Origin of the sequence: Streptomyces lacrimifluminis, assembly GCF_014646095.1 — a bacterium.
Classification (GTDB): domain Bacteria; phylum Actinomycetota; class Actinomycetes; order Streptomycetales; family Streptomycetaceae; genus Streptomyces; species Streptomyces lacrimifluminis.
In genome coordinates, this window is the sequence record NZ_BMMU01000005.1 from 32,395 (window position 1) to 52,994 (window position 20,600).

Genomic DNA, 20,600 nt, shown 5'->3' on the forward strand with positions numbered 1-20,600 from the left:
TCCCGACCTGCCCTGGGCCGAGTACCACCGGGTAGGTACCCTGCTTCGCATGCGTGCACTTCTCGTGGTCAATCCGGCGGCTACCACCACAAGCGCACGTACGCGCGATGTGCTGACCCATGCTCTCGCGAGCGAGATGAAACTCGAGGCGGTCACCACCGAGTACCGGGGCCACGCGCGTGACCTCGCCCGGCAGGCGTCGGAGAGCAAGGACATCGAGCTGGTCGTCGCCCTCGGCGGCGACGGGACGGTCAACGAGGTCGTGAACGGCCTTCTGCACAACGGGCCCGACCCGGACCGGCTCCCCCGCCTCGCCGTGGTCCCCGGCGGCTCCACGAACGTCTTCGCCCGCGCCCTCGGTCTGCCCAACGACGCCGTGGAAGCCACCGGCGTCCTCCTGGACGCCCTGCGCGAGGAGCGGGAGCGCACGGTGGGCCTCGGTGTCGCGAGAGGCACCCCGGGCACCGAGGACGAGTCGGTGCCGGAGCGCTGGTTCACGTTCTGTGCCGGTCTGGGATTCGACGCCGGTGTGATCGGCCGTGTGGAACAGCAGCGGGAACGCGGCCGTAAATCCACACATTCCCTTTACCTGCGGCAGGTCGTGCGTCAATTCCTGGGAGAGGCCAATCGCCGGCACGGCACGATCACCCTGGAACAGCCGGGGGCCGACCCGGTGACGGATCTGGTGCTGTCCATAGTCTGCAACACGTCCCCATGGACGTATCTGGGTAATCGTCCGGTGTACGCGTCGCCTAAGGCTTCGTTCGATACCGGGCTCGACGTACTCGGTCTCAGCCGCATGTCGACGGGCGCGGTTGCCCGGTATGGCATGCAGTTGCTCACTTCGTCCCCCGAACGGGGACCCCATGGCAGGCATGCCACCTCCCTGCATGACCTGACAGACTTCACCTTGCATTCGAAGGTCCCCCTGCCCCTCCAGATGGACGGCGACCACCTGGGACTGCGAACGAGCGTGACGTTCACAGGCGTACGCCGTGCACTGCGTGTGATTGTGTGAGCGGAACGGGCTAAAGTCCTTCCACTCGAACGTTTAGGCCAGGGTCCACCCCATGGAAGTACGGCTGTGACCGAGCCGACACCGAGGAATCAAAAAAAACTTTCCGGTAGGGGTTGTATCCGCCGCTGAGGTTTGCGAGTCTCTAAGTGGCGCTCGGGACGGCCCGCAACACCGGCCACCACAGAGAGCCAGAACCCCTCCTCACTTCACAGGACCACATCAGTCCATCTGATGATCGGCCCTTCACTTGTTGAGGGATTCGTGAAAGCGTTCACATTCACAAGCAACGTGCATGTAATACCAAGGAGAGGTAGCAGCCATGGACTGGCGTCACAACGCCGTTTGCCGCGAGGAAGACCCGGAACTCTTCTTCCCCATCGGCAACACCGGTCCTGCGCTGCTGCAGATCGAGGAAGCCAAGGCCGTCTGCCGCCGCTGCCCCGTCATGGAGCAGTGCTTGCAGTGGGCGCTTGAGTCCGGCCAGGACTCCGGCGTCTGGGGTGGTCTCAGCGAGGACGAGCGCCGTGCCATGAAGCGTCGCGCCGCCCGCAACCGGGCCCGCCAGGCAACCGCCTGACAACCCACCCCAACAGCCTGAGCTTGGCGGCGCGTACAGCGAGTACGCATCTCCCGCCCCCGAGCCGCAGCGCGCAGTTCCCCCGATGCGCATGACAACAAGCATCTGAGCCCCGGACCATCCCATGGTCCGGGGCTCATCGCTGTGCCCGGGCCTGTCGCCGTACCCGGGCTCATCCGCCCTGCGGGGGCTACTTGTTGGCGCGCACCGGGATGTCGAGGATCACCTGTGTACCCCGCTCGGGCGCCCGCACCATGTCGAACGTGCCGCCCAACTCCCCCTCCACCAGCGTCCGTACGATCTGCAGACCGAGGTTGCCGGAGCGGTGCGGGTCGAAGCCCTCGGGGAGACCCACGCCGTCGTCCTGGACGGTGACGAGGAGACGGGCCTCCTTGGTGGTGCCGCCGCGGACCGCCGAGACCTCGACCGAGCCGGTGTCGCCCGGTCCGAAACCGTGTTCCAGGGCGTTCTGCAGGATCTCGGTCAGCACCATGGAGAGCGGGGTCGCGACCTCCGCGTCCAGAATGCCGAAACGCCCGGTACGCCGACCGGTGACCGTGCCCGGTGAGATCTCGGAGACCATCGCGAGTACGCGGTCGGCGATCTCGTCGAACTCCACGCGCTCGTCCAGGTTCTGCGAGAGCGTCTCGTGCACGATCGCGATGGACCCGACCCGCCGTACGGCCTCCTCCAGTGCCTCGCGCCCGCGTTCCGAGTCGATGCGCCGGGCCTGGAGGCGCAGCAGGGCGGCCACCGTCTGGAGGTTGTTCTTGACGCGGTGGTGGATCTCCCGGATGGTCGCGTCCTTGGTGATCAACTCGCGTTCGCGACGGCGCAGTTCGGTGACGTCCCGGAGCAGGACGAGCGAACCGATGCGCGTCCCCTTGGGCTTGAGGGGAATCGCGCGGAACTGGATGACCCCGTCGGCGGACTCGATCTCGAACTCACGCGGCGCCCAGCCGCTGGCGACCTTGGAGAGCGCCTCGTCCACCGGGCCCCGGGACGGCGCGAGTTCGGCGGTGGTCATGCCCAGGTGGTGGCCGACGAGGTCGGAGGCGAGGCCGAGGCGGTGGTAGGCGGACAGCGCGTTGGGCGAGGCGTACTGGACGATGCCTTCGGCGTCGAGCCGGATCAGGCCGTCGCCGACCCGCGGCGAGGCGTCCATGTCGACCACCTGGTTCGAGAAGGGGAACGATCCGGCGGCGATCATCTGGGCCAGGTCGGAGGCGCTCTGGAGATACGTCAGCTCCAGGCGGCTCGGGGTCCGGACGGTGAGGAGGTTGGTGTTGCGCGCGATGACACCGAGGACACGTCCTTCCCGGCGTACGGGGATCGACTCGACGCGGACAGGGACCTCTTCACGCCATTCCGGGTCGCCCTCGCGCACGATCCGGCCCTCGTCCAGGGCGGCGTCCAGCAGCGGGCGGCGGCCACGGGGAACGAGGTGGCCGACCATGTCGTCCTGGTACGAGGTGGGGCCGGTGTTGGGCCGCATCTGGGCGACGGAGACATAGCGGGTGCCGTCGCTCGTGGGGACCCACAGGACGAGGTCGGCGAAGGAGAGGTCGGAGAGCAGTTGCCACTCCGACACCAGCAGGTGCAGCCACTCCAGGTCGGAGTCGCTGAGCGCGGTGTGCTGGCGTACGAGTTCGTTCATGGAGGGCACGTGTGCGAGCGTACCCGCCGGTTCGGACACGGCCGGAAACCACAGGCCGGCGGGGGTCCTCGAAGGGGGCCCGCACCCGCGGGCCGCGGCGCCTGAGAGGGACCCTCAGCCCTCCCGGCACCGCAGCCCGGAGCAGCAACGGCCGCGGGGTGTGCGGTCCCGGTCGGCCGATGGATGAGGAGCCGGCGCAGTCAGGGCAGAGAGCCCCGGTTCCTCGATCCGCCTTCCTGTGCGGGGAAGACGGAGGCTCTGGTCGTACGTCTCTCTACGCATTGTGGACTAGACCACAGAGTGTGTCCATGCGTTGAAGAGTGTTTGTTGCTGTGCTTTCGCGAGCAGACCGGACGCTTGAGGACTGCCCGAGGGCACTGGCCGGACGCCCAAGCTTCCACCATGCAGCCTAGCTCTGTTGGTTCCTGTGCGGGGGTGGATCGCCAGGTCATTTTCCGCCGATACCCCGCTCTGTTAGATTGGTCTAAACCACACGGCTCTCTCCAGATCGGCAGGCCCAGCGTGGAAGTTGTCATCGTTCCGGACGCCAAGGCGGGTGGCGAGCTCATCGCCGGGGCCATGGCACAGCTGCTCCGGCACAAGCCGACCGCCCTGCTCGGTGTGGCCACCGGCTCGACCCCGCTGCCCATCTACCAGGCGCTCGCGGCCCAGGTGAGTGCCGGTGCCGTGGAGGTGTCCCGAGCGCGGATAGCCCAGCTCGACGAGTACGTGGGGCTGCCGGCCGAGCATCCTGAGTCGTACCGTTCCGTCCTGCGGCGCGAGGTGCTGGAGCCGCTCGGGATCGGGATGGACGCGTTCATGGGGCCCGACGGGACCGCCGAGGACGTGCGGGGAGCGTGCGAGGCGTACGACCGGGCGCTGGCCGAGGCCGGCGGGGTAGATCTGCAGTTGCTGGGGATCGGGACCGACGGGCACATCGGGTTCAACGAGCCGTGCTCGTCGCTGCGCTCGCGGACCCGGATCAAGACGTTGACCGAGCAGACCCGGATCGACAACGCGCGGTTCTTCGACGGCGACATCGCTCAGGTGCCGCATCACGTCATCACGCAGGGCATCGGCACGATCCTTGAGGCTCGGCATCTGGTGCTGCTGGCGACGGGTGAGGGCAAGGCCGATGCGGTGGCGGCGACTGTGGAGGGGCCTGTCGCCGCGGTGTGCCCCGCGTCGGCGCTGCAGTTGCATCCGCATGCGACGGTGGTTGTCGACGAGGGTGCGGCTTCCAAGCTGAAGCTTGCGGACTATTTTCGGCACACTTTTGTCAACAAGCCTGAGTGGCAAGGGATCTGAGGGATCTCTTGGTCTGCCGGGTTCGGTTGTCGGCTGGGTGCGGGTCCGCTGTGGCTGGTCGCGCAGTTCCCCGCGCCCCTAGAAAGCCGGTCCCCCTCGAAAGAGGGGTACCGGCTTTCTATCGTCGTGCGATGAGCTCCGCCGCCGCCTGGCCACAGACTCTGGCCGCGCCGTGGGTTGCCAGGTGGGCGGCGCCTCGGCGGGGGGACTGGGGGACGCCCATCTCGACGACGATCGTGTCGGGGCGGGCGGTGAGGAGGGTGTCGAGGGCCGCCGACATCCACGGGTGACGGTGTTCGTCGCGGACCACGGCGACGATGCGGCTCCGGCCCGCCTCGGTCAGAGCCGCCCGGGCCGCGGCCTCGCCGGTGAAGGTGCCGGTGCGGGTGCCGGGCAGGAGGCGTACCAGCTCGGCTGCCACACCCCACGGGGTCTCGCTGCCGACGGCGAAGTTCGCCACGGGGGTGAAGGCGGCCACGTACGGGGGTTCGCTGAGGGGTTCGAACGGGGCGGAGTCCGCCGGGTACGTCACCTCCACGGCGCGTCGGGCGGCCAGGAGGCCCACGTCCGGGGGCCTTGTCACGGAGGGCTCCCGCGGTGTTGTCGCCGTCCAGCGGGACAGGGTCCGGACGCGGTCCGCCGCGTCCGCCAGGCGTTCTTCCGGGAGTTCGCCGGTGCGGACGGCCTTGATCAGGGCGTCGCGCAGGCGGCGTACCGTCTCGTCGTCCGCGAGGCCGCCGCCCACACAGATGGCGTCGGCACCGGCGACGATGGCGAGGACACTGCCGCGTTCGATGCCGTAGGTGCCCGCGATGGCCCGCATCTCCATGCCGTCGGTGACGATCAGGCCGGTGTAGCCGAGTTCGCCGCGCAGCAGGTCGGTGAGAACGGGGTGGGAGAGGGTGGCCGGGTGGTCGGGATCCAGAGCGGGGATCAGGATGTGGGCGCTCATCACCGCCCTGGTGCCGGCGTCGATCGCGGCGCGGAACGGGGACAGCTCACGGTCGAGGACGACGGAACGGCTCGCGTCGATGCGTGGGAGGGCGTGGTGCGAGTCGACCGACGTGTCTCCGTGCCCCGGGAAGTGTTTCGTGCAGGCGGCGACGCCCGCCGTCTGGAGGCCGGTGACGTAGGCCGCGGTGTGGCGGGCGACCAGCTCCGGGTCGGCGCCGAAGGAGCGGACGCCGATGACGGGGTTGGCGGGGTCGGAGTTGACGTCCGCCGACGGGGCCCAGTTGAGGTTGACCCCGCAGACACGGAGGCGGTGGCCGAGTTCGTGCGCGACCTGCCGGGTCAGCTCGACGTCGTCGATCGCGCCCAGGGCGTGGTTGCCGGGGAAGGAGGAGCCGGTGTGGACCTCCAGGCGGGTGACGTCGCCGCCCTCCTCGTCGATCGCGACCAGGACGTCGTCGCGTTCGGCGCGCAGCTGGGCGGTGAGGGCGGTCAGTTGGGCGGGGGACGTGATGTTGCGGCCGAACAGGCCCACGGAGGCGAGGCCCTCGCCGAGGCGGCGCAGCAGCCAGTCGGGGGCCGTGGTGCCGGTGAAGCCCGGCTGGAGGACGGTGAGCGCGTCGCGGGTAAGGACGTCCGGGCGGCGGGCGAGTGTCGTCATCGGGTGGGGTTATCCCTTCACGGCGCCCGCGGTCAGGCCCGCGGCCATCTTGCGCTGGACGAGGAGGAAGAGGACGACGATCGGCACGGCCATCAGCGTGGAGCCGGCCATCATCGGGGCGTACTCGGTGCCGTGCTTGGTGGTGAAGTTGCCGAGCCAGACGGTGGCGGTCTGGTTCTTCTGGCTCATCAGCATCAGGGCGTAGAGGTACTCGTTCCAGGCCTGGATGAAGCCGTAGACCGAGGTGGCGACCAGGCCGGGGGCCAGCAGGGGGAAGACGACGCGGAGGAAGGCGCTGGTGCGGGAGCAGCCGTCGACCATCGCCGCCTCCTCCAGTTCCTTCGGGATGTTGACGATGAACCCGCGCAGGGTCCACACCGTGAACGGGAGGATGAAGGTCAGGTAGGTGATGATCAGGCCGGTCAGCCTGTCGTACTGGCCGAGGTCGTTGAGGAGCAGGAACACGGGGATGATCATCGCGACCAGGGGGACCATCTGCACGGCCAAAATGCCGACGATGACAATCTTCCGCCCGCGGAAGGCGAAGCGCGAGATGGCGAGGGCGGCCAGCATGCCCACGATGACGCCGATCACCACCACCGTCAGGGACACGATGAGGCTGCGGCCGACCGGCCCCCAGAAGTCGGCGATGGTCAGCGCGCGGTGGAAGTTGCCGAGGGTGAAGCCCGTCGGGAGGAGGCTCGGGTCGGGGTCGATCGCGTCCTTCGCCGGTTTGAACGCCGTGTTCAGCATCCAGTAGACGGGGAAACCGGCCGTCAGGAGGACGAACAGGCCCAGCACGTTCCAGCCGGCCTTCGACCTCCGGGGCTTCGCGGGAGCGGAGAGGGCTACCCCGCTCGTGCCGGTCACGTTGGTCGTGCTGGTCGTGCCTGTCGTGCTGGTCGTGCTGGTCGTGCCGGTCATTCGACGTCTCCGATCTTCAGCATCTGGCGCATGTAGACGGCGACGACACCGAGCAGCAGCACCACGGTGAGCAGGGCGATCGCCGAGCCCTGGGCGTAGTCGTTGACGGCGAAGGCCCGGTCGTAGGAGTAGGTGGTCAGGAGCTGGAACTCGGCCTCCGGGTGGCCGTTCCTCATGACGAACACCTGGGGGAACACACCCATGTCCCAGATGACCGACAGGGTCGTGAGCATCACGATGATCGGCTTGAGGATCGGGAGGGTGACGTAACGGAAGACGCCCCAGGCGCCCGCGCCGTCCAGCCGGGCCGCCTCCTCCAGCTCCTTCGGGACCTGGGTCAGTCCAGCGCCGAGCGTGATGACCACGAACGGCACCGCGCCCCAGACGACGAGCAGCATGATCACGGCCAGGCCCTGGGGTCCGCTGGCGAACCAGTTGTGGCCGATCAGCTCGACGCCGGGCAGCTTGCTCAGCAGGGCGTTGACGATCCCGTAGTCGGAGTCGAACAGCCACTTGAAGACGGTGGTCGCCACGATGATCGGCATGCCCCAACTGGCCACCAGGACAATGTTGATGAGCGTCTTCATCCAGCCGCTCACCCGCTGGAGCAGCAGCGCGATCAACATGCCGCCGACCATCGTGAGGACCACGCAGCCGACGGCGAAGACGATCGTGCGGACGACGACGGCCCAGAACTCGGCGTCGCCGAGCACCTGGGAGAAGTTGTCGAGGCCCACCGACTCGGCCGGCTGGAAGCCCCACAGCTGGGACTGCCCGAACTTCTGGAAGGACAGGGTGACCAGACGGACGAGGGGGTAGCCGAGGACCAGCACGAGGACCAGCAGACAGGGGGCGAGCAGGGCCCACGGGATCGCGGCGGTGGCCTTCGGGGTCCGTCTTTCGGGCGGGGCGTCCGTGCCTGTCGGCGGCGTCGGCGGCACGTGCCGCGTCGACGGCGGCAGCTTGGCAGGGGTGGTCGTTTCAGCGGCACTCATCCGCGCGCTCCTCAGCGGTCCCTCAGGTCGTACCGTCGTTGCGGTCGTGGGTCGTCGGTCGTCCACGTCTGGCGTCCGGCGTCCGGCGTCCGGCGTCCGGCGTCCGGCGTCCGGCGTCCGGCGTCCGGCGTCCGGCGAGCGAGCGGGGCCCTCCCCGTGACAGGGCCCCGCGTCGGCCCGCTACTTGACGTTGATGACCTTGTCGATCGCCGCGTCCGCTTCCTTCGCGGCGGCCTCGACCGTCTTCTTGCCGGTGCCGATGCTCTGCAGCATCGTCTGCAGGATCTGGGCCTTCTCGACCTGGCCCCAGCCCGGTGCCATCGGCACGAACCAGTTGGACTCGGCCGCCGTGGCCGGGACCGCCGTCGCCGGGTCGCTCTTCAGGGTGGCGAGGTCGGTCTTGTTGTTGGGCAGGTTGCCCTTGGCGATCAGGCCCTTCTGTCCGCTCGCCCCGGTGTACGCGTTGATCCACTCGGCGGCGACCGTCTGCGCCTTCGACTTCACCGGGACGGCGAGGTCCGAACCGCCCAGGAACACCGGCATGTTCTTGCCGGACGGGCCGGGCATCACGAAGTTCTCCAGGTTGCCCTTGAGCTTGCCGGTCTTGTCGTTCTCCGGCGCCTCGGCGGTCGCGCCCTCCCAGGCGGCGGCGAAGATCATGCTCGACCTGCCCTGGCCGTAGACGATGTAGCGGTCGGACTCGTCCTTGGTCTTGTCGCCGTGCATGTACTTGTCGACGACGTTCTTGAACTCGGTGAGGCCCTTGACGGACTCCGGCGAGGAGAGGCTCGCCTTCCACTGGCCGCCCGACTCCTCGGCGATCGAGCCGCCGGCGTCGTACACGAAGGACATGGCGGCATACCAGTCGCGGGTGGGCTGGTACCAGGCGTTGTACTTGTCGCCCTCCTTCTTCTGGATCTTGTCCAGGGCGGAGGTGAGTTCGGCGTACGTCTTCGGCAAGGACTTGACGCCGACCGAGGCCGCCACGTCCTTGCGCCAGTTGGCGACGCGGCCACCGGCGTAGTAGGGAACGCCATAGGTCTTGCCGTCGTAGGTGACGGAGGCCTTGAGGCCGTCCAGCCAGGCGGCCGAGTTGTCGAACTTCGCCGGGTCGAGAGGAGCGAAGGCACCCTTGACCATGTAGCCGAGCATCTCGGTGTTGCCCATCTCGACCACGTCGGGCGCCTTGTCCGTGGCAAGGACCGCGTCGAGCTTGGCGTTCTTGTCGGGCCAGCCGTAGTACTCGTGGTTGATCTTGATGCCGGGGTGCTTCTTCTTCAGCGTGGCGTCGGCGGCCTTCACCAGCTCGGGCCAGTTGTTCTGCGCGTCCACGGTCAGCCAGACGGTCAGCTCCTTGGCGTCGGCGCCGGTGTTGTCCGAGCTGCCGCTGCCACTATCCCCGCATGCCGCGACGGAGACCATCATGCCCGCGATACCGATCGCGGCTATCAGCTTGCGCTTCACGCCAACCTCCTCAGGAGCTGGACCAATGGTGTAGACCAGTAGGCGGAGCTTGGCTCAGACCAAACAACGTGTCAAGAGCTCGGGAACCCCTTTGACCAGCCGTTATGCGACCTACATATGCAGGAACCTTTAAGTAAGAAGGTGGCGGAAATACCCTGCACATCCCTCCGGTTGGAGGTAGACCACTCGGAGGGCGCCGGGACACGGACTTGGGCGGGCCTTTCCATACGGTGGACTAGACCAGCATGGGGCGTGAAGGTATACAGAGGGGATCACCGAGCGCGTGAGGGCTCGGGGAGACCATTCACAGGTCGATCGGGGCGCCGGCCGTGCCACGATGTGAACTTGGACCGGCCCAGACGCCGGCCGTAGCGGCACCAGGAGCCGGGAAGGCGGAGCATGAGCACCGACGTGAGCAGTGCGGAGAACGAGGGTGGGGCTACCGTCCGTACCGCGCGCGTGCCCAAGTACTACCGTCTGAAGAAGCATCTGCTCGACATGACGGAGACCCAGTCGCCCGGCACCCCGGTCCCGCCCGAGCGCACCCTGGCGGCGGAGTTCGACACCTCCCGCACCACCGTCCGCCAGGCCCTTCAGGAACTCGTCGTCGAGGGCCGGCTCGAACGCATCCAGGGCAAGGGCACCTTCGTCGCCAAGCCGAAGGTCTCCCAGGCGCTGCAACTCACCTCGTACACCGAGGACATGCGCGCCCAGGGCCTCGAACCCACCTCGCAACTCCTCGACATCGGCTACATCACCGCCGACGACGCCCTCGCCGGCCTGCTCGACATCACGGCGGGCGGGCGCGTCCTGCGCATCGAGCGGCTGCGGATGGCGAACGGCGAGCCGATGGCCATAGAGACCACCCATCTCTCCGCGAAGCGCTTCCCCGCCCTGCGCAGGTCGCTCGCGAAGTACACGTCCCTCTACACGGCCCTCGCCGAGGTGTACGACGTCCACCTCGCGGAGGCCGAGGAGACCATCGAGACCTCCCTCGCCACCCCGCGCGAGGCCGGTCTGCTCGGCACCGACGTGGGCCTGCCGATGCTGATGCTGTCCCGGCACTCGCTGGACAGGGAGGGCCTGCCGGTGGAATGGGTGCGCTCCGTGTACCGGGGCGACCGGTACAAGTTCGTGGCCAGGCTGAAGCGTCCGACGGACTGACCGCACGCCCGAACCGGTTCCGCCGCCACTGACACACTCCCCTCACCAACAGGGGTTATCCGTTATGCGGACGGGGTTCCGTAAAAGGGAACCGTCCCCTAGATTCCTGCGCGTTGCACAAGTGATCACAGGGATCGGCGAGGGGACGGAGTCCTGACATGCCAGAAGCGCCTGAAGTGAGACAACCGGTCGCGGAACCACCGGTGGTGACTCCGATCCGCGTCGTCATCGGGCTCTGCCTCTTCGCACCCTTCGTCGCGATGCTGTGGGTCGGCTCGTACGCGAAGGTCGATCCGACCTTCATCGGCATCCCGTTCTTCTACTGGTACCAGATGCTGTGGGTGGTCATCTCCACCGTGCTGACGATGACCGCGTACCAGCTCTGGCAGCGTGACCAGCGCGCCCGCAAGGCGGCTGCCGAGGACGGGGGTGCGTCCGCGTGAACGACGGCGTGAACGGCGTGGCACTCGTCGTCTTCATCATCTTCTTCCTGGCCGTCACGGTCATCGGTTTCATGGCCTCGCGCTGGCGCAGGGCCGAGAACGAGAACAGCCTCGACGAATGGGGCCTGGGCGGCCGGTCGTTCGGCACCTGGGTCACCTGGTTCCTGCTCGGCGGCGACCTCTACACGGCGTACACCTTCGTGGCCGTACCGGCGGCGATCTACGCGGCCGGCGCGGCCGGGTTCTTCGCGGTGCCGTACACGATCCTCATCTACCCGCTGATGTTCGTGTTCCTGCCCCGCCTGTGGTCGGTCTCGCACCGGCACGGGTACGTCACCACCTCGGACTTCGTGCGCGGCCGGTTCGGTTCGAAGGGTCTGTCGCTGGCGGTCGCCGTCACCGGCATCCTGGCGACGATGCCGTACATCGCGCTGCAACTGGTCGGCATCCAGGCCGTGCTGGACGTGATGGGCGTCGGTGGCGGCGAGGACACCAACTGGTTCGTCAAGGATCTGCCGCTGCTGATCGCCTTCGGTGTGCTGGCCGCGTACACGTACTCGTCGGGTCTGCGGGCGCCCGCGCTGATCGCGTTCGTGAAGGACGGGCTGATCTATCTCGTCATCGCGGTCGCGATCATTTACATCCCGATCAAGCTGGGCGGCTTCGACGACATCTTCAAGGCCGCGGGCGACGCCTTCTCCCAGACCAGTCCGGCGACCGGCAAACCGCGTGGCGCCCTCACCCCGGGCGAGGCCTCGCAGTGGACGTACGCCACGCTGGCGCTCGGTTCGGCGCTGGCGCTGTTCATGTACCCGCACAGCGTCACGGCCGTCCTCTCCAGCCGCAGCCGTGACGTGATCCGCCGCAACTCCACGATCCTGCCCCTGTACTCGCTGATGCTGGGCCTGCTCGGGCTGCTGGGCTTCATGGCGATCGCGGCCGGAGTCAAGGTCACCAACGGCCAGTTGGCGATCCCGCAGCTCTTCGAGGACATGTTCCCGGCCTGGTTCGCGGGGGTGGCCTTCGCGGCGATCGGCATCGGGGCACTCGTCCCGGCGGCCATCATGTCCATCGCGGCGGCGAACCTCTTCACCCGCAACATCTACAAGGACTTCCTCAAGCCCGACGCGACACCGGAGCAGGAGACCAAGGTCTCCAAGCTGGTCTCGCTCCTGGTGAAGGTGGGCGCGCTGGCCTTCGTCCTGACCATGGACAAGACGGTCGCCATCAACTTCCAGCTCCTGGGCGGCATCTGGATCCTGCAGACCCTCCCGGCCCTGGTCGGCGGCCTGTTCACCCGCTGGTTCCACCGCTGGGCCCTGCTGGCCGGCTGGGCGGCGGGCATGCTGTACGGCACGCTGGCGGCGTACGGGGTCGCGTCTCCGACGCAGAAGCACTTCGGTGGCAGCGCGAAGGAGATCCCGGGGATCGGTGAGATCGGCTACATCGGTCTGACCGCGTTCATCCTGAACGTCGTCGTCACGGTGGCCCTCACCTTCGTGCTGAAGGCGCTGAAGGCCCCGGAGGGCGTGGACGAGACGAAGCCGTCGGACTACACGGCGGACGCGGGAGATCCGGGCGTGGCGAAGCTGCCGCCGGCCACGGCGGGCTCCGCGCACTGAGGGCTCCGCCGGGTCCGCGGTCTTCGTCTGCGGGCCCGGTGGGGGCTTGTCGCGCCCGCGCGGCGGAGCCGCACATCCATACAGCCCCGCGCCCCTTAGGGGCGCTCAACTCCCGCCACGACACAACATGTAGGGGTGCTTCCAGGGCCCGGCACAAGATGTATGCTCGTGCTCGCTGTCGCCGCAGGGGAATCCGGTGTGAATCCGGAACTGTCCCGCAACGGTGTACTCGTGCACGTCTGTGCGCGTGTCCAGTCCGAGGACCTGTCGACAGCGCGCCCGGCCGACCGGTCCGGGCGCCTGACGTCCGGGCCTCGTGGAGTGGGCCGGTGGACGCGCGCGTACCCGTAAGGCGTCCGTGTGCCCCGCTGCCCTCCGCAAGGCCCCGTGCCGAGCGAGGGAGAGCCCCCACGTGACCATCGCGCCAGCCGAACCGGCTTCAGCGACCGCAGTGGCCCCACTGACCCCAGTGGAGACGGACGGTCCCGGTGCCGCCCTGCTGCGGGCCCTGACCGAGCTGACCGCCGACCTTCCGGACGCCGACCCCGGACGGGTCGCCGCCGCCGCGCTGCGCGGCCGGTCCGCCCGGGCCGACGAGCCGGAGCTGCGCGAGCTGGCCACCGAGGCCGCGGCCGGCCTCATCTCCGAGGACCCCGTCTACTCCCGGCTGGCCGCCCGGCTGCTGACCGTCAGCATCACCGCCGAGGCCGCCTCGCAGGGCGTCACGTCCTTCTCCGAGTCGGTCGCGGTCGGCCACCGGGAGGGCCTGATCGCCGACCGCACCGCCGAGTTCGTACGGCTGCACACGGACCGTCTGAACACCCTGATCGACGTCGAGGGCGACGACCGCTTCGGGTACTTCGGGCTGCGGACCCTGCACAGCCGGTACCTCCTGCGCCACCCGGTCACGCGTCGGGTCGTCGAGACGCCCCAGCACTTCATGCTGCGCGTCGCGAGCGGCCTGGCGGAGGACGACAGTCACCGGGCCCTCGACGAAGTCGCCGCGCTCTACCGGCTGATGAGCCGCCTCGACTACCTCCCCTCCTCCCCCACCCTCTTCAACTCCGGTACCCGGCACCCCCAGATGTCGTCCTGCTACCTCCTCGACTCCCCCGTCGACGAACTGGACTCCATCTACGACCGCTACCACCAGGTCGCCCGTCTCTCGAAGCACGCCGGCGGCATCGGGCTGTCGTACTCCCGGATCCGCAGCCGCGGTTCGCTGATCCGCGGCACCAACGGGCACTCCAACGGCATCGTGCCGTTCCTGAAGACGCTGGACGCCTCCGTCGCCGCCGTGAACCAGGGCGGCCGGCGCAAGGGCGCGGCCGCGGTGTACCTGGAGACCTGGCACTCCGACATCGAGGAGTTCCTGGAGCTGCGCGACAACACGGGTGAGGACGCCCGCCGTACGCACAACCTGAACCTCGCGCACTGGATCCCGGACGAGTTCATGCGCCGGGTGAACACGGACGCCCTCTGGTCGCTCTTCTCCCCCTCCGACGTGCCCGAACTGGTCGACCTGTGGGGCGACGAGTTCGACGCCGCCTACCGCGAGGCCGAGGAGGCCGGGCTCGCCCGCAAGACCATCCCGGCCCGCGATCTGTACGGCCGCATGATGCGTACGCTCGCGCAGACCGGCAACGGCTGGATGACCTTCAAGGACGCCGCCAACCGCACCGCCAACCAGACGGCCGAGCCGGGCAACGTCGTCCACTCCTCGAACCTGTGCACCGAGATCCTGGAGGTCACGGACGACGGGGAGACCGCGGTCTGCAACCTGGGCTCGGTGAACCTCGGCGCGTTCGTCGACACGGCGGCCGGTGACATCGACTGGGAGCGGCTGGACGAGACGGTCCGTACCGCCGTCACCTTCCTCGACCGGGTCGTCGACATCAACTTCTACCCGACCGAGCAGGCGGGCCGGTCGAACGCGCGGTGGCGTCCGGTCGGTCTGGGCGCGATGGGCCTGCAGGACGTCTTCTTCAAGCTGCGCGTCCCCTTCGACTCGCCCGAGGCGAAGGCTCTCTCCACGCGCATCGCCGAGCGGATCATGCTCGCCGCGTACGAGGCCTCCGCCGACCTCGCCGAGCGCGGCGGCCCGCTGCCGGCCTGGGAGAAGACCCGTACCGCCCGCGGTGTGCTCCACCCCGACCACTACGACGTGCAGCTGAACTGGCCCGAGCGCTGGTCGGAGCTGCGGGAACGTATCGCCGGGGTCGGCATGCGCAACTCGCTCCTCCTCGCCATCGCGCCCACGGCCACCATCGCCTCGATCGCCGGCGTGTACGAGTGCATCGAGCCGCAGGTCTCCAACCTGTTCAAGCGCGAGACGCTGTCCGGCGAGTTCCTCCAGGTCAACTCCTACCTGGTGCGGGAGCTCAAGGACCTCGGCGTGTGGGACGCCCGCACCCGGGAGGCGCTGCGCGAGTCGAACGGCTCGGTGCAGGACTTCGCCTGGATCCCGGCCGACGTACGGGCGCTGTACCGCACGGCGTGGGAGATCCCGCAGCGCGGGCTCATCGACATGGCCGCCGCCCGGACGCCGTTCCTGGACCAGGCGCAGTCCCTGAACCTGTTCCTGGAGACGCCGACCATCGGCAAGCTCTCCTCCATGTACGCGTACGCCTGGAAGTCGGGCCTGAAGACGACGTACTACCTGCGCTCGCGCCCCGCGACCCGCATCGCCCGTGCCGCACAGGCCCAGCCCGACAAGACCGTCCCCGCGCAACAGGCGGCCCCCGAAGACGCCGTCGCCTGCTCCCTTGAGAACCCCGAGTCCTGCGAGGCCTGCCAGTAATGAGCTCCGCCCACCCGTCGCCCGACCACCGCCCCTCAACGGCGGCACTGCGTGCCGACACCTCCACATTCAAGAACCTGCTCGACCCGGGCTTCGAACTGACTCTCCGCCCCATGCGCTACCCGGACTTCTACGAGCGCTACCGGGACGCCATCAAGAACACCTGGACCGTCGAGGAGGTCGACCTCCACTCGGACGTCGCCGATCTGGCGAAGCTGTCCGAGGGTGAGCAGCACATGATCGGCCGGCTGGTCGCGTTCTTCGCGACGGGCGACTCGATCGTCGCCAACAACCTGGTGCTCACGCTCTACAAGCACATCAACTCCCCCGAGGCACGGCTGTATTTGAGCCGCCAGCTGTTCGAGGAGGCCGTGCACGTCCAGTTCTATCTGACGCTCCTCGACACCTACCTCCCCGATCCGGCGGACAGGGCCGCGGCCTTCGACGCGGTGGAGAACATCCCGTCCATCCGCGAGAAGGCCGAGTTCTGCTTCAGGTGGATCAACGAGGTCGAGAAGCTCGACCGGCTGGAGACCCAGGCCGACCGCCGCCGGTTCCTCCTCAACCTGATCTGCTTCGCCGCGTGCATCGAGGGCCTGTTCTTCTACGGGGCCTTCGCGTACGTCTACTGGTTCCGCAGCCGGGGTCTGCTGCACGGTCTGGCCACCGGCACGAACTGGGTCTTCCGGGACGAGACCATGCACATGAGCTTCGCGTTCGAGGTGGTCGACACCGTCCGCAAGGAGGAGCCTGAGCTGTTCGACGACCAGCTTCGGCACCAGGTTACCGACATGATCCGGGAGGCGGTCGAGGCGGAGCTGCAGTTCGGCCGGGACCTGTGCGGTGAGGGTCTGCCGGGCATGAACACCGAGTCGATGCGGCAGTACCTGGAGTGTGTCGCCGACCAGCGGCTGGCCCGGCTGGGCTTCGCCCCGGTGTACGGCTCCGAGAACCCCTTCTCCTTCATGGAGCTGCAAGGGGTCCAGGAGCTGACCAACTTCTTCGAGCGCCGCCCGTCGGCGTACCAGGTGGCGGTGGAAGGCTCGGTGTCGTTCGACGACGAGTTCTGACACCGATGGCCGGCCGGGTCACGCCGCCCGGGTCACGTCCTGGGCGGTGATCGCCGGGCGGACCCGGGTCGCCCCGTCGGCCTGCTGGGCCGTGCGGAGCTGGCGGTCGATGTGCCGGTCGCGCGCCAGCCCGACGAGGGACGGGAGGGCGAGGAGCACGAAGATCGCGACGACGACGAGGATTCCGACGATGTTGTCCGTTGCTGTGTTCATGGACATTAGTCTCGCGCCGAATGCTCCTGACCGTCAGTGGCAGGACTGCCGCACACCCTCGATTTCCTGCCAATACCGAGGCACACTGGAGACATGCTCGAAAACGTTGCCGTAGTTCTGCTCGACGGAGTGCACCCCTTCGAACTCGGTGTCGTCTGCGAGGTCTTCGGCCTCGACCGCAGCGACGAGGGCCTGCCGGTGTACGACTTCGCGGTCGCCTCGGCCGAGGGCCCGACACTGAGCACCCACGCGGGCTTCACGGTCGGTACGGAACACGGGCTGGAGCGTCTGGAGACCGCCGACCTGATCGCCGTACCGGCCGGCCAGACCTATACGGACCGGGAGTATCCGCCGGAGCTGCTGGCCGCGCTGCGGCGGGCCGTGGAGCGCGGGGCCCGGGTGCTCAGCGTCTGTTCCGGGGCCTTCGTGCTCGCCGCCGCGGGACTGCTGGACGGCCGGCGGTGCGCGGTGCACTGGCGGCACGCCGACGAGCTGGCCCGGCGCTATCCGAGGGTCCGGGTCGAGCCGGACGTGCTGTACGTCGACGAGGGACCGGTGATCACCTCCGCCGGCACGGCCGCCGGGATCGACGCCTGTCTGCACCTCGTACGGGAGGAGCACGGGCCCGAGGTGGCCAACGCCATCGCCCGCCGGATGGTCGTACCGCCGCACCGGGACGGCGGGCAGGCCCAGTACATCGAGCGGCCCCTGCCCCGGTCGCGGTGCGACACCGTCGGGGAGGTGCTGGTGTGGATGGAGCGCCATCTCGACGAGGAGGTGACCGTCGAGCAGCTGGCCGAGCGCGCCCATATGTCGCCGCGCACCTTCGCCCGCCGCTTCCAGCAGGAGACCGGCACCACGCCCTACCGCTGGATTCTGCGGCAACGCGTCCTACTGGCACAGCAGTTGCTGGAAGCGACGGACGAGACGATGGACGCGATCGCCTGGCGCACCGGGTTCGGCAACGCGGCGGCGCTGCGCCACCAGTTCGTACGGTCCCTGGGGACCACCCCACAGGCGTACCGGCGTACGTTCAAGGGCCCGGAAGCCGCCTGACCGTACGCCCGCTTCCCCGTCCGGGCCCCTTCAGCGGGGTATCGCCCGCAGCAGCATCCGGTCCGGGTGCAGCGTGATGCCCACACGGACCGCGTCGCGCGATCCGGGCACCCGTTCGAAGCGCCACTTCCTCGCCACCTCGGCCGTGAGAATGGTCAGCATGGCCATCGAGAAATGGTCACTCGGACACTTGCGGTTGCCCACGCCGAACGGGGTCATCGCGTACTTGGGCAGGTCCTTGACACGTTCCGGAAGCCAGCGGTCGGGGTCGAACTCGGTGTTCCGCTCGTACGAACGCGGATCGCGCTGTATCGCGTACGGGCTGTACACGAGATCGGCACCGGCCGGAATCCGATAGCCGCCCAGCTCGGTCTCGGCCACCGCCCGCCGTGTCAATATCCATACGGGCGGCTGCAAACGCATCGTCTCGACGACGACATTGTTCGTGTGCGCCAGCTTGCGGACGTCCGCGAATGCGACCGCGCGGTCGCCCCCGACCGATTCCGCCTCTTCGGCGACCTTGTCGGCGTGTTCCGGCTGTTCGGCGAGGACCTGGAGCAGGGACATGATCGTGGAGGCGACGGTTTCGGCGCCCGGGGTGACTATGGCGATGACCTGGTCATGGATCTCCTGTTCGCCTATGGGGTCGCCATTCTCGTTCTTCGCTGTCAGCAACGCCGTCAGCAAATCGTCCGGTTTTTGACCGGATGCCCGACGCTCGGCCACGATCTCGTCGACGACGAGATGCATATCGGCCAGGGCCCGGTTGAATGTGAGGTTGGCCGGCAGCGGAAGCCGGTAGAGCGGTCCCGCCGGGATCACCATGCGCCGGTACATCCCCAGGAACACCGTGGCGAGCGCGGCGCACAGCCGTTCGGCCCGCTCGTCCATGTAGTCGCCGCGCAGCAGACAGCGGGCCGCGATCCGCACGGCGATCCGGAAGGACTCCGAGGTGCAGTCGATGACCTCGCCCGGCTGCCAGCGCCGGGCGAACGCCTGCGCCTCCTCCGTCATGACCGGCCCGTACTCGGGGAGGACGTCCAGCCTGAACGCGGGCTGGATGGTGCGCCGTTGACGCCGGTGGGTGGGCCCGTTGGCGGTGGCCACGCCCTCCTTGCCGAGCAGTCCTTCGAGGGACTCCCACAGCGGGCCGCCGATGATGTAGTCGGGGTTCAGCGCGAGTTCCCCGACCAGTTCCGGCGCGGTGGCGGCGTACACCGTCTTGGGGCCGAGTTTCAGCCGTACGACGTCGCCGTGGTCGCGGAGCCGGGCGAAGTAGCCCAGCGGGTCGCGGAGCAGCTGCCAGCCGTGGCCGAGGAGCGGGACACCGCCGCCCGCGAAGGGCGGATCGGGCAGCTCCCTGGCGTGGGGGGACGCGGGACGTACTGATTCGACGGTCATTTCTCACCTGCCGCTTCGTTGTTGACGTACGGGGGTGTGGAGCGGTCGTCCCAGTTGTCGACCATGTAGCGGCCGGACTCGTGGTGGAACCAGTAGACGGAACTGAACCAGTTCCGCATATTGCCGAGGCAGGAACTCACCGCGGTGCTGATCTGCTTTCCCCGCGCACTGCCGTCGTCCAGTGATTCGGCGAACCTGCGCACTTCCTGTTCCGTCGAGAGGAATTCCATGACGGCCCCCTCGACCCGCCCTCTGATTTCCGTGACGGCCTCTTCGAGTGTCAGCCCGTCGTGCCGGATCAGACTGATTCCGAGATTGTGCACCTCGTCGCCCGCGATTTCCTTCGGGAGCGAGCAGAGGTCGTTGTACCAGGCGGCGAATTCCTGACTCAGTAGCGCCGCCCGGCGGAATGCCGGGTGTTTCCTCACCATGGCCGGAAGTTCACATCCCGCGCTCGGTTCCAGGAGATCGGTCCAGATCCAGTGCGCGAAGGTGAGCCGCCGAAGTTCGAGATATTCATCGACTTTTGGCACGGTTCCGTTTGTGCGGTTACGGAATTCACGGTCGTATGCCTCGATCACCTCGTGGAAGTGCCGCGCGAAGCGGGCGTTCCACCTCCTGCCCAGGAACGAGTACAGGCGCAGCACACTGTCCGCGAACCCCGCGACCAGCGGGTCCCGGTGGTACAGAAACAGCCCGGGTGCGTCCAGGGCGGCATGGAGCCGGCCCTTGAGATGCCGCCAGGAGGCGGGTCGGCCGTGCACGATGTCGCGGTCGTGGCGGTCGTCCCAGACGAAGAACCAGGCACTGAAGTCCGCTATCGCCTGGAGTACCTCCTCCGGGGCGCCGAGGTAGTACCCGGCCATGAGGTCGGTGTAGCAAAGTCCGTCGGCATATTCTGCGACCTTGTCCGCCGACATGAGGCGTTTTTCCAGCAGCCAGCCCCTGGTCATCTCCTGCAGTCGGGGCCAATACGGATGCAGTTGCCGGGGAAACGCCGCCTCGATCACAGGTAAGGCCAGTGATGGTGGGATCGCTACCGCTGGTGTCGCCGGTGAGGTGCTGTATGGGAAAGCAGGCACGAACAAACCCCTCTCAGCCGCGAGTTGGCGCAACACCTCTCCCGCTGTGCCGGGCGTGCGCCGTTGCGTATCCCCGCAGTTCCCATTCAGCACCACAACTGACCGTTCTGGGAACGGATTTGCTTCCTTCACTACCCCAAGCTGCCGAGATTCACCTCTCGCTTGACTGATTCTGGATCACTGGAGGCGCGCTT

General features: G+C 68.2%; 17 protein-coding genes and 1 riboswitch. Of the genes, 9 read left to right on the plus strand and 8 right to left on the minus strand.

Annotated features, from left to right (window positions below):
* The first annotated feature begins 49 nt into the window (after positions 1 to 49).
* Both IEY89_RS10075 and IEY89_RS10080 read left to right on the plus strand, forming a co-directional pair.
* The gene (locus IEY89_RS10075; protein WP_189146982.1) at positions 50 to 1,018 is read left to right on the plus strand and encodes a diacylglycerol/lipid kinase family protein; all 969 of its coding nucleotides are present in this window, start codon (positions 50 to 52) and stop codon (positions 1,016 to 1,018) included.
* Between the two features lie 319 nt (positions 1,019 to 1,337).
* Positions 1,338 to 1,595 (plus strand): WhiB family transcriptional regulator, encoded by a 258-nt coding sequence (locus IEY89_RS10080; protein WP_006380970.1) that lies wholly within the window; start codon positions 1,338 to 1,340, stop codon positions 1,593 to 1,595.
* A 190-nt stretch (positions 1,596 to 1,785) separates the two neighbouring features.
* Here the strand turns inward: IEY89_RS10080 and IEY89_RS10085 are convergent, their stop codons facing one another.
* The gene (locus IEY89_RS10085) at positions 1,786 to 3,261 is read right to left on the minus strand and encodes a sensor histidine kinase (RefSeq protein WP_189146983.1); all 1,476 of its coding nucleotides are present in this window, start codon (positions 3,259 to 3,261) and stop codon (positions 1,786 to 1,788) included.
* Positions 3,262 to 3,774: 513 nt separating this feature from the next.
* On the opposite strand from IEY89_RS10085, the gene nagB reads away from it, so the two are divergent.
* Complete coding sequence (gene nagB, locus IEY89_RS10090; protein WP_189147215.1) at positions 3,775 to 4,560, plus strand: glucosamine-6-phosphate deaminase; 786 nt, start codon at positions 3,775 to 3,777, stop codon at positions 4,558 to 4,560.
* Positions 4,561 to 4,678: 118 nt separating this feature from the next.
* On the opposite strand, the gene IEY89_RS10095 is transcribed toward nagB, so the two are convergent.
* The 4 genes from IEY89_RS10095 to IEY89_RS10110 all read right to left on the minus strand — a co-directional run bounded on the left by IEY89_RS10095 (position 4,679) and on the right by IEY89_RS10110 (position 9,555).
* Positions 4,679 to 6,172 carry a glycoside hydrolase family 3 protein gene (locus tag IEY89_RS10095; RefSeq protein WP_189146984.1) on the minus strand — a complete coding sequence of 498 codons (1,494 nt, stop codon included), beginning with the start codon at positions 6,170 to 6,172 and terminating at the stop codon, positions 4,679 to 4,681.
* 9 nt (positions 6,173 to 6,181) lie between these two features.
* Positions 6,182 to 7,096, minus strand: coding sequence for a carbohydrate ABC transporter permease (locus IEY89_RS10100; RefSeq protein WP_229695135.1), 915 nt, complete (start codon positions 7,094 to 7,096; stop codon positions 6,182 to 6,184).
* Positions 7,093 to 8,091, minus strand: coding sequence for a carbohydrate ABC transporter permease (locus tag IEY89_RS10105; protein ID WP_189146985.1), 999 nt, complete (start codon positions 8,089 to 8,091; stop codon positions 7,093 to 7,095). Before IEY89_RS10105 ends, IEY89_RS10100 begins: the two co-directional genes overlap by 4 nt.
* A 180-nt stretch (positions 8,092 to 8,271) precedes the next feature.
* Entirely contained in the window at positions 8,272 to 9,555 is a 1,284-nt protein-coding gene (locus IEY89_RS10110) for an extracellular solute-binding protein (RefSeq protein WP_189146986.1), read from the minus strand.
* Positions 9,556 to 9,954: 399 nt separating this feature from the next.
* Between IEY89_RS10110 and IEY89_RS10115 the strand changes: the two genes are divergently transcribed.
* From IEY89_RS10115 to IEY89_RS10135, 5 genes are all read left to right on the plus strand, one after another.
* Positions 9,955 to 10,719, plus strand: a complete 765-nt coding sequence (locus IEY89_RS10115; RefSeq protein ID WP_189146987.1) for a GntR family transcriptional regulator — start codon at positions 9,955 to 9,957, stop codon at positions 10,717 to 10,719.
* Between the two features lie 158 nt (positions 10,720 to 10,877).
* On the plus strand, positions 10,878 to 11,162 hold the full coding sequence (locus tag IEY89_RS10120) for a DUF3311 domain-containing protein (RefSeq protein ID WP_189146988.1): 285 nt from the start codon (positions 10,878 to 10,880) through the stop codon (positions 11,160 to 11,162).
* Entirely contained in the window at positions 11,159 to 12,784 is a 1,626-nt protein-coding gene (mctP, locus tag IEY89_RS10125; RefSeq protein WP_189146989.1) for a monocarboxylate uptake permease MctP, read from the plus strand. Before IEY89_RS10120 ends, mctP begins: the two co-directional genes overlap by 4 nt.
* Before the next feature lie 162 nt (positions 12,785 to 12,946).
* Positions 12,947 to 13,070: riboswitch (cobalamin riboswitch) on the plus strand.
* Between the two features lie 126 nt (positions 13,071 to 13,196).
* Positions 13,197 to 15,584, plus strand: a complete 2,388-nt coding sequence (locus IEY89_RS10130; protein WP_189146990.1) for a ribonucleoside-diphosphate reductase subunit alpha — start codon at positions 13,197 to 13,199, stop codon at positions 15,582 to 15,584.
* Positions 15,584 to 16,654: a ribonucleotide-diphosphate reductase subunit beta gene (locus IEY89_RS10135; protein WP_373287221.1), complete on the plus strand. Its 1,071-nt coding sequence runs from the start codon at positions 15,584 to 15,586 to the stop codon at positions 16,652 to 16,654. The genes IEY89_RS10130 and IEY89_RS10135 overlap by 1 nt, the downstream gene beginning before the upstream one ends.
* A gap of 18 nt (positions 16,655 to 16,672) precedes the next feature.
* Here IEY89_RS10135 and IEY89_RS10140 read toward each other — a convergent pair whose 3' ends face one another.
* Positions 16,673 to 16,867, minus strand: coding sequence for a hypothetical protein (locus IEY89_RS10140; protein WP_189146991.1), 195 nt, complete (start codon positions 16,865 to 16,867; stop codon positions 16,673 to 16,675).
* Between the two features lie 93 nt (positions 16,868 to 16,960).
* Between IEY89_RS10140 and IEY89_RS10145 the strand changes: the two genes are divergently transcribed.
* Positions 16,961 to 17,923, plus strand: a complete 963-nt coding sequence (locus IEY89_RS10145; RefSeq protein WP_189146992.1) for a GlxA family transcriptional regulator — start codon at positions 16,961 to 16,963, stop codon at positions 17,921 to 17,923.
* Positions 17,924 to 17,953: 30 nt separating this feature from the next.
* Here IEY89_RS10145 and IEY89_RS10150 read toward each other — a convergent pair whose 3' ends face one another.
* Together IEY89_RS10150 and cyc1 are read right to left on the minus strand one after the other, a co-directional pair.
* Complete coding sequence (locus tag IEY89_RS10150) at positions 17,954 to 19,324, minus strand: bifunctional albaflavenone monooxygenase/terpene synthase (protein WP_189146993.1); 1,371 nt, start codon at positions 19,322 to 19,324, stop codon at positions 17,954 to 17,956.
* Complete coding sequence (cyc1, locus tag IEY89_RS10155) at positions 19,321 to 20,406, minus strand: epi-isozizaene synthase (protein WP_189147218.1); 1,086 nt, start codon at positions 20,404 to 20,406, stop codon at positions 19,321 to 19,323. Before cyc1 ends, IEY89_RS10150 begins: the two co-directional genes overlap by 4 nt.
* Between the last annotated feature and the right edge of the window lie 194 nt (positions 20,407 to 20,600).